The organism is Streptomyces sp. NPDC091972 (assembly GCF_044756385.1).
Lineage (GTDB): Bacteria > Actinomycetota > Actinomycetes > Streptomycetales > Streptomycetaceae > Streptomyces.
Genome location: NZ_JBIVSV010000004.1, coordinates 656,775 through 665,374, shown reverse-complemented (window position 1 = coordinate 665,374; position 8,600 = coordinate 656,775). Strand labels below are relative to the sequence as shown.

The 8,600-nt window shown below is 72.5% G+C and carries 8 protein-coding genes; 1 reads left to right on the top strand and 7 read right to left on the bottom strand.

Going from position 1 to position 8,600, the window contains the following annotated elements:
• Window positions 1-194: 194 nt before the first annotated feature.
• From ACIQJT_RS15610 to ACIQJT_RS15585, 6 genes are all read right to left on the bottom strand, one after another.
• Window positions 195-488: a hypothetical protein gene (locus ACIQJT_RS15610; RefSeq protein WP_028810033.1), complete on the bottom strand. Its 294-nt coding sequence runs from the start codon at window positions 486-488 to the stop codon at window positions 195-197.
• A gap of 40 nt (window positions 489-528) precedes the next feature.
• Window positions 529-1,539 carry an LLM class F420-dependent oxidoreductase gene (locus tag ACIQJT_RS15605; protein ID WP_365450963.1) on the bottom strand — a complete coding sequence of 337 codons (1,011 nt, stop codon included), beginning with the start codon at window positions 1,537-1,539 and terminating at the stop codon, window positions 529-531.
• 104 nt (window positions 1,540-1,643) lie between these two features.
• Window positions 1,644-2,471 carry a hypothetical protein gene (locus ACIQJT_RS15600; RefSeq protein ID WP_365450965.1) on the bottom strand — a complete coding sequence of 276 codons (828 nt, stop codon included), beginning with the start codon at window positions 2,469-2,471 and terminating at the stop codon, window positions 1,644-1,646.
• Between the two features lie 86 nt (window positions 2,472-2,557).
• Window positions 2,558-3,457 carry an N-acetylmuramoyl-L-alanine amidase gene (locus ACIQJT_RS15595; protein WP_402643643.1) on the bottom strand — a complete coding sequence of 300 codons (900 nt, stop codon included), beginning with the start codon at window positions 3,455-3,457 and terminating at the stop codon, window positions 2,558-2,560.
• A 10-nt stretch (window positions 3,458-3,467) separates the two neighbouring features.
• Window positions 3,468-4,130 carry a class I SAM-dependent methyltransferase gene (locus ACIQJT_RS15590; RefSeq protein ID WP_402643640.1) on the bottom strand — a complete coding sequence of 221 codons (663 nt, stop codon included), beginning with the start codon at window positions 4,128-4,130 and terminating at the stop codon, window positions 3,468-3,470.
• 503 nt (window positions 4,131-4,633) lie between these two features.
• Window positions 4,634-6,367 carry an MFS transporter gene (locus tag ACIQJT_RS15585; protein ID WP_365450971.1) on the bottom strand — a complete coding sequence of 578 codons (1,734 nt, stop codon included), beginning with the start codon at window positions 6,365-6,367 and terminating at the stop codon, window positions 4,634-4,636.
• A 136-nt stretch (window positions 6,368-6,503) separates the two neighbouring features.
• Here ACIQJT_RS15585 and ACIQJT_RS15580 point away from each other — a divergent pair, with 136 nt between their 5' ends.
• Window positions 6,504-7,937 carry a DHA2 family efflux MFS transporter permease subunit gene (locus ACIQJT_RS15580; protein WP_402643637.1) on the top strand — a complete coding sequence of 478 codons (1,434 nt, stop codon included), beginning with the start codon at window positions 6,504-6,506 and terminating at the stop codon, window positions 7,935-7,937.
• A 28-nt stretch (window positions 7,938-7,965) separates the two neighbouring features.
• On the opposite strand, the gene ACIQJT_RS15575 is transcribed toward ACIQJT_RS15580, so the two are convergent.
• The gene (locus tag ACIQJT_RS15575; RefSeq protein ID WP_402643727.1) at window positions 7,966-8,598 is read right to left on the bottom strand and encodes a response regulator; all 633 of its coding nucleotides are present in this window, start codon (window positions 8,596-8,598) and stop codon (window positions 7,966-7,968) included.
• Window positions 8,599-8,600 lie beyond the last annotated feature (2 nt).

Below are 8,600 nucleotides of genomic sequence, written 5' to 3'. Positions count from 1 at the left end.
TGGCGGCTTTTTTGTGTTTGTGTGTCGCGGTTTTCTTGGTGGGGGGGGGGGGGGGGGGGGGGGTGTGGTGGGGGGGGGGGGGGGGCGGGCCCGGGGGGGGGGGGGGGGGGGGGGGGGGGGGGGGGCCGCCGGGGCCGGCCCCCCCCCGGGCCCCCCCCCCCGACCGGTACGGCCCCGCGCCCCTTCGGAACGCGTCAGTGACGGTGAGCCCTGTTGGCGATGGCGTGGCCCACGAAGAGGTAGACCACCGCTGCGAGGCCGTAGCCGGCCACTACTCGGGCCCATGCCTCGTCGAACGTGAACAGGTCGTAGGACCAGCCGGCCAGCCAGCGTGCGGCGTCGTGGATGAACTGCACGAAGTCGTTCCCACGATTGGCGTCCAGCAGGTACATCAGGATCCACAGGCCCAGGATGAGGGCCATGATGTCGGCGACGACCGCTATGACCGTCCCGGCTGAGTTGGCACCACGTCGCGTATGAGTGGACATGTTGTTCGAATGGCCGCGAATTCCCGGGCGAAACCTGGTGTCACGCGTTGAGCTCCGCCAGCACCCGCAGCGACTGCCGGTCCGGGGCCAGCGCCAGCAGGTCCGTCACCGGCCCCTTGCGCCACGACTCCAGCTTCTCGGCGATGCGTTGACGCGGGCCGACCAGGGAGATCTCGTCGGCGAACGCGTCCGGCACGGCCAGCACCGCCTCCTCGCGACGGCCTTCGAGGAACAACCGCTGGATCCTGCGCGCCTGTTCCTCGTACCCCATACGGGCCATCAGATCGGCGTGGAAGTTGCGCGCGGCGTGGCCCATCCCGCCGATGTAGAAGCCGAGCATCGTCTTGACCGGCAGCAGTCCCTCGGCCACGTCGTCGCAGACCCGCACCTGGGCCATGGGTGCGACGAGGAAGCCCTCCGGCGCTTCGGCGAGCGAGGTCTCGTACACCTCGGGCCGGTCCGGTGACCAGTACAACGGCAGCCAGCCGTCGGCGATCCGCGTCGTCTGGGCGATGTTCTTCGGCCCCTCGGCGCCCAGCAGGACCGGCAGATCGGCGCGCAGGGGATGGGTGATCGGCTTGAGCGCCTTGCCCAGACCCGTGCCGTCCGCGCCCCGGTACGGCAACGGGTGGAAACGCCCGTCCACCTCGACCGGCGCCGCCCGCCTCAGCACCTGCCGTACGACGTCGACGTACTCCCGGGTGGCGGTCAGCGGCGACTTGGGGAACGGCCGGCCGTACCAGCCCTCGACGACCTGCGGCCCGGACAGGCCGAGCCCGAGCATGACCCGGCCGCCGGAGAGGTGGTCCAGGGTCAGGGCGTGCATGGCGGTCGTGGTGGGCGAACGGGCCGCCATCTGCGCAACCGCCGTACCCAGCTTGATCGTTGAGGTCTGCGCCGCGATCCAGGTGAGGGGGGTGAACGCGTCCGACCCCCACGACTCGGCCGTCCACACCGAGTCATAGCCGAGCCGCTCCGCCTCCTGGGCCAGCGGCACATGGCCGGGGGAGGGGCCACGGCCCCAGTAGCCGAGCGCAAGACCGAGTCGCACAACGCCTCCTGACGGTACGTCAGCTCTCCGGGAACCGCTCGCGAATGTACGGCAACGGCCCCCCGCCCGGAAGGGCGAGGGGCCGTCCTACGACCTCGAAGGGCTCAGCCGCGCTGGATGCCGCTCGTGTCCTGGAGCACACCACGACGGCCGTCCTGCGTCTGGGCGACCAGACCCTGACCCCGCTGCTCGACCGCCAGGTACCAGGTGCCCGGGGCGAGTTCGGCGATCGGCGTCGGCGAACCGTCCTCCGCGAACAGCGGGCGCGGTACCGGCACGGCGAACCAGAACGGCGAGAACTCCGCGGCCGGCGGCTGCGGGGCCGACGGCTGTTGCTGCGGCTGCGCGCCGAAGGGCTGCCCCGGCTGCGGCTGACCGCCGTACGGCTGCTGACCCTGCTGACCCGGCTGCTGGGCGCCCGGGTAGCCGTAACCACCGGGCGGCTGGGCGCCGTAGGGCTGCGGCTGGGGCGGCTTGGGGGCCGGGACGAGGCCGGCCTGCAGAGCGGGGACGAGGGGCGTGGCGACGGCGGCCGCGGCCATGACCAAGGTGGCGACGAGAGCGAGGATCAGACCGATGCCGGCGCTGACGGTGTCCGAACTGGAGCCGTAGTCCGCGGCGCTCAGCGGATCGAAGACGTTGCCGAGGGCGCTCCAGGCGGCGAAGATCGTGAAGGCGATACCGACCTGGCCGAGGTCGAGCCCCGCCGGCTTGGGCAGTTGCATGCCGCGTGACACGACGACGAGGGCGGCGCCGATGATGCCCGCGAGCACAACCCCCATCACGACCGGACCGCTCGCCCAGGCGCTGGGGAGGTCGGCGTCGTCGGGGGCTCCGTCGACCGAGTACAGATCAAGGAACGACGCGATGAACAGCAACACCGCTGCACCGATCACCACGCCGTCGCCTCGAGTGAGGGAGCGGATATTCACTTCAAGTCCTTCGTAGGTCGTCTCGTCGTCGGTAGACCCTATCGTCCGGGCGGCCGGAGCGTACGGCGGGATCCACGCGCCGACCCTCACCCGCGCAGGAAACTCACGATTCCCGCAGAGATTCCTTGCGCGGCCTTCTGGCGCCAGGCCCCGCTGGTGAGCAGGGCCGCGTCCTTGCTGTCGCGCATGTTGCCGCATTCGATGAACACCTTGGGAACCTTTGACAGGTTGAGGCCGCCCAGGTCGGTGCGGGTGTCCAGGCCGGTGCCGTCGCCGATGTAGTTGGAGGGGGCGGTGCCCGTCACGCGGCCGAAGTCGTGCGCGACCAGCTCGCCGAGTTCGGCGGAGGGCGCGACGATCCGGCGGGTGTCGGCGATGCCCTGGTGGACGCGGCCCGGGAGGATCACGTGGTAGCCGCGCTGCCCCGCGCCGGCGCCGTCCGCGTGGATCGACACCACCGCGTCGGCCTTCGCGCTGTTGCCGATCCTGGCGCGCTCGTCCACGCAGGGGCCGTAGGGCCGGTCGCCGTCCTGCGTCAGCTTCACCGTCGCGCCCTTCCCCTCCAGCAGGGTGCGCAGCCGGTGGGCGACGTCGAGGGTGAACTCGGCTTCCGCGTAACCGGAGTTGGTGGACGTCCCCGTGGTGTCGCACTCCTTGCGGTGGGTGCCGATGTCGACCTTGCGGTTGATCTCGGCCGGGTGCCGGAAGTTGGTGACGTTGTGCCCGGGGTCGATGACGACGACCTTGCCCTGGAGCGAGGAGAGGGGCTTCTTGTCCTCGGCGGTGGTGGAGGAGGCGGCCGGCGGAGCGCTCGCCCGCCCACTCGCCGCGGCGTGCGTCCCGTTGCCGTCGGCCGCCCCGCCCACTCCCTCGTACACCAGCCACCCGAGCAGCGCGCCCGGCACGAGCACGGCGAGGGCGACCGTCAGGGGGCGACGGGGACGGCGGGGCCGGGGGGAACCGAATTCAGGGCCTGCGTACGACACGTCTGCGACTCTAACCCTGCTCCGGGGTCCCCGCCCGCGTCCGCCGCAGCACCCGCAGCGAGTCGGTCGCGGAGATCTCCGTGAAGGCGCCGGAGGCGAGGGCCCGCAGGTAGATCCGGTAGGGCGCCTGGCCGGTGAACTCGTCCTCCGGCTCGGGGAACACGTCGTGGATGACCAGCAGCCCGCCCTCGGCCACATGGGGTGCCCAGCCCTCGTAGTCGGCGTTCGCGTGCTCGTCGGTGTGGCCGCCGTCGACGAAGACCAGGCCGAGCGGGGAGCCCCAGACCTTCGCGATCTGCGGCGACCGCCCGACCAGGGCGACCACGTGCTCCTCCAGCCCGGCCCGGTACAGCGTCCTGCGGAAGGTCGGCAGCGTGTCCATCACGCCGAGTTCGGGGTCCACGGTCTGCGGGTCGTGGTACTCCCACCCCGGCTGCTGCTCCTCGCTGCCCCGGTGGTGGTCGACGGTCAGCGCGACCACGCCGGCCTCGCGGGCCGCGTCCCCCAGCAGGATCGCGGACCGGCCGCAGTACGTACCGACCTCCAGCAGCGGCAGCCCGAGCCGCCCGGCCTCCAGCGCGGCCTCGTAGAGCGCCAGCCCTTCCCCCAGGGGCATGAACCCCTTGGCAGCCTCGAAGGCGGCGAGAATCTCGGGCTTGGGGGCCACGGCCATGGGGTGTTCCTTCCAGTCGTCCGGCACGGGAAGCCTAAGGGGACGAGCCGGGCGGGGTGACGGGCGCCTCGGTCCTGTGCAGGTGAGGGGAGGCTGAGCGGGGCGGTCGTCTGCCGGGGGCGGGACGCCAGCCGGCCGTACCGGCGTCGCGGCGCGTCGATCAGCCGTCGCCCCGGCGCCCGCGGACCGCCGGCCACCCCTGCCGCCCCCGAGTCGGTCGCCGTACGTCGCCTCGGTCGGCCGTTGGCCCTTCTGGCGTGCGTGGCCTCTTCGCCACCGGTTCCCGGCCGTCCTCGCGTCAGCCGACTCCGTCGGTCGCCGTGAGTGTCCCAGCCGGCCGTTGGCCCTCTTGGCGGGCGCCGCTCCCTCGCCACCGGCCCCCGGCCGTTCCCACCCACATCGCACCCCCGTCCCGGACTTGGGGCGGGGGTGCGATGCGTCTGGGCCCCGGAAGGGGTAGGGCTCGAGGCCCGCCTGCCGTCACCGGTCCCCTGGGGGAGCGGTCAGGCTTTGATCGTCTCGCCCGGCAGGGCCAGGTCCAGGGCGACCGTGCGGGCGTCGCCCGTGTGGGTCGCCGAGGAGGCCAGGGGGCCGTGGCCGGTGGCGCGGGCGGCGAGGACGTAGGCGCCCTGGGCCGGGACGGTGAGGACGTAGGTGCCGTCGTCGTCGGAGAGAGTGGACCCGGCCTGCCGGCCCCGCCGGTCGATCAGCGTGACCTTGGCACGGGCCACCGGGGCACCGGACGCGTCCAGGACACGGCCCCGGAAGCCCCGCAGCACCTCCTCGGCGCGCTCCAGGTTCGCCTCCTCCTCGCTGCTCGCGCGGAGCTGCGGCGCACGGTTCGCCTTCGGCAGGAACAGCGCCATGAGCAGTCCGACGGCCACCGCGCCGGTCGCGATGAGGAACGACACCCGGAAGCCGTGCATGGTCGGGACGGCGACGCCCCCGACGTGGTCCGCCGTGTTCGCCAGCACCATCCCGATCACCGCGCTCGACACGGACGTACCGATGGAGCGCATCAGCGTGTTGAGACCGTTCGCCGCGCCCGTCTCCGACGCCGGGACCGCACCGACGATCAGGGCGGGGAGGGAGGAGTACGCGAGGCCGATGCCCGCGCCCAGGACGACCGCGATCACCAGGCTCTGCCAGGCCGCGCTCATCAGGCCGAGGCCGGCGCCGTAGCCGATGGCGATGACCAGCATGCCGAGGATGAGGGTGAACTTGGGGCCGTACTTGGCGGAGAGGCGGGCGTACACCGGCGCCGTGAACATCATCGTCAGACCCAGCGGGGCGACCAGCAGACCCGCGACGACCATCGACTGGCCGAGGCCGTAGCCGGTCGCCTTCGGGAGCTGGAGCAGCTGGGGAAGGACGAGCGAGACGACGTAGAAGGAGACACCCACCATGATCGACGCCAGGTTGGTGAAGAGGACCGCCGGACGGGCCGTGGTGCGCAGGTCGACCAGCGGGGCCTTCACCCGCAGCTCCATGACGCCCCACAGCACCAGGACGACCGCGGAGGCGGCGAACAGGCCGAGTGTGGTGCCCGAGGTCCAGCCCCAGTCGCTGCCCTTGGTGATCGGCAGGAGGAAGAGGACCAGGCCGGTGGAGAGGCCGAGCGCGCCCAGGACGTCGAAGGTGCCCTCCGCGCGCGCCGGGGACTCGGGTACGACGAGGAGGGTGAGGACGATCGAGAGGGCGCCGAGGCCGGCCGCGCCGTAGAAGAGGGCGTGCCAGTCGGCGTGCTGCGCGATCAGGGCCGCGAGCGGCAGCGCGAGTCCGCCGCCGACGCCGATCGAGGAGCTCATCAGGGCCATGGCCGAGCCGAGCTTCTCGCGGGGCAGCATGTCGCGCATCAGGCCGATGCCGAGGGGGATCGCGCCCATGGCGAAGCCCTGGAGGGTGCGGCCCGCGATCATGGGGAGCAGGGTGCTGGTGAACGCGCTGACCAGGGCGCCGACCACCATCACGGCGAGGCTCGCGATCAGCATGCGGCGCTTGCCGTACAGGTCGCCGAGGCGGCCCATGATGGGGGTGGCGACGGCGCCCGAGAGCAGGGTGGACGTCAGGACCCAGGTGGCGTTGCTGGGCTCGGTGTCCAGCAGTTGCGGCAGGTCCTTGATGACCGGGACGAGCAGGGTCTGCATCACCGCGACCACGATGCCCGCGAAGGCGAGCACCGGGACGACAGCGCCGGACGCTCTCCGGGTGGGCTGGTCGGTCGGCGTGTGCGTCATGTGAGGGAGGCCTCCGGGCCTGGAAGATCGGCTTACGTGTGGGATGAACTACGTATGCATGGGCAACTATTCCGATGCTTCGGCGTACTAACGATTTCTTTATATTCTCTTGGGGAAGTCGCACCGGGTTGAGACCATGACCGTCATGCTCGAAGCCCCTGACGCCACCCGCAGACCCCCTCGTGTCCGCTCCGCGCCCCCCGCCTGGCTGGTGGTGGCGCTCGCGTGCGCGGGCCAGTTCCTGGTCGTCCTCGACGTGTCCGTCGTCAACGTGGCGCTGCCGTCCGTACGCGCCGACCTGGGCATGAGCGAGTCCGGCCTCCAGTGGGTCGTGAACGCCTACGCCATCGCCTTCGCCGGGTTCATGCTCCTCGGCGGCCGGGCCGGTGACCTCTACGGCCGCAAGCGGATGTTCCTCGTCGGCCTCGGGCTGTTCACGGTGGCCTCGCTCGCCGGCGGCCTCGCCCAGCAGGGCGGCGAACTGCTGAGCGCCCGCGCCGTGCAGGGCCTCGGCGCGGCGGTGCTGGCCCCCGCGACCCTGACGATCGTCACCTCGGCCGTCCCCGAGGGGCCCGCCCGGGCCCGGGCCATCGCCACCTGGACGGCCGTGGGAGCGGGCGGCGGAGCGGCCGGCGGCTTCTTCGGCGGACTCCTCGTCGACACCCTGTCCTGGCGCTGGGTGCTGCTGATCAACGTGCCGGTCGGCGCGGTGGTCCTGCTCGGCTCGCTGCTCTGGCTGACCGAGAGCCGGGGCGGGGTCCGCCGACGCCTCGACCTTCCGGGAGCGCTGCTGGTCACAGCGGGACTGGCGGTCCTGGCGTACGGCATCTCACAGACCGAGGCCGAGGGGTGGACGGCGGCCGCCACCCTGGTCCCGCTGGCGCTGGGATCGGTGCTGATCTGCGGGTTCCTGCTCGTCGAGGCGCGTACGGCGGCCCCGCTGATGCCGCTCGGACTGCTCAGGGTGCGGGCGGTGGCCTCGGCGAACGCGGCGATGTTCCTGAGCGGTGGGGCCCTGTTCTGCACGTGGTACTTCATCACGCTCTACGCCCAGAACGTCCTCGGGTACACCCCGCTCCAAGCCGGACTCTCCATGCTGCCGAGCTCACTGGCGATCGTGCTCGGCTCCAAGCTCGCGCCCCGTCTCATGCACCGGCTCGGGGCGCGCCGGGTGGCGGCCCTGGGCACGCTCGTCTCGCTGGCCGGGTACGGCTGGCAGTCGACGATGACCGCCGACGGCGCCTACGTCACCTCGATCATGGGTCCCGGGATCCTGATGATGCTGGGCGCGGGTCTCGCCTCGACCCCGCTCGCCTCACTGGCCACGTCCGGGGCGGCGCCGGGGGAGGCCGGGCTGGTGTCGGGGCTGGTCAACACCTCGCGCACGATGGGCGGCTCCCTCGGACTCGCGGTCCTGTCGACGCTCGCGGCGGCCCGGACGGCGGGCGCGGACTCGCCGCAGGCGCTGACGGAGGGGTACGCGCTGGCGTTCCGGGCGGGGACGGGGGTGCTGGCCTTGGCGGTCGTGCTGATGCTGGTGTGGCTGCCGAGGAAGGTTGCGGCGGGGTGAGGGCCGCTCGGCCGGCGGGCGGTGGGGCTCACAGCCACCCCTGCTGCCGCGCCGCTCGTACCGCCTCCGTCCGGTTGCGGGTGCCGGTCTTGCCGATGGCGGCGGAGAGGTAGTTGCGGACCGTCGACTCGGAGAGGTGGAGCCGGTCGGCGACGTCGGCCACGGTCGCGCCGTCCGCGGAGGCCCGGAGGACGTCGCACTCACGGGCGGTGAGGGGGTTCGGACCGGCGCTGAGGGCGGCCGCGGCGAGGGCGGGGTCGATCACGGTCTCACCGGTCAGCACCCGCCGGATCGAGGCGGCCAGCTCCTCGACGGGACCGTCCTTGACGAGGAAACCGGCGGCACCGGCCTCCATGGCCCGGCGCAGATAGCCGGGCCGTCCGAAGGTGGTCAGGATCAGCACCCGGCAGTCCGGCGCCTGGTCGCGCAGTTCGGCGGCGGCGTCCAGACCGCTCATCCCCGGCAGCTCGATGTCGAGCAGCGCCACGTCGGGGCGGTGCGTGAGGGCGGCGTCCACGATCGCGTCCCCGTCCCCGACCTGCGCCACGACCTGGATGTCCGGCTCCATCCCCAGCAACAGCGCGAGCGCCCCCCGCATCATGCCCTGGTCCTCGGCGAGCAGCACGCGGATGGACTTGGCGGTCCGGCGATCCCGGGGCATCT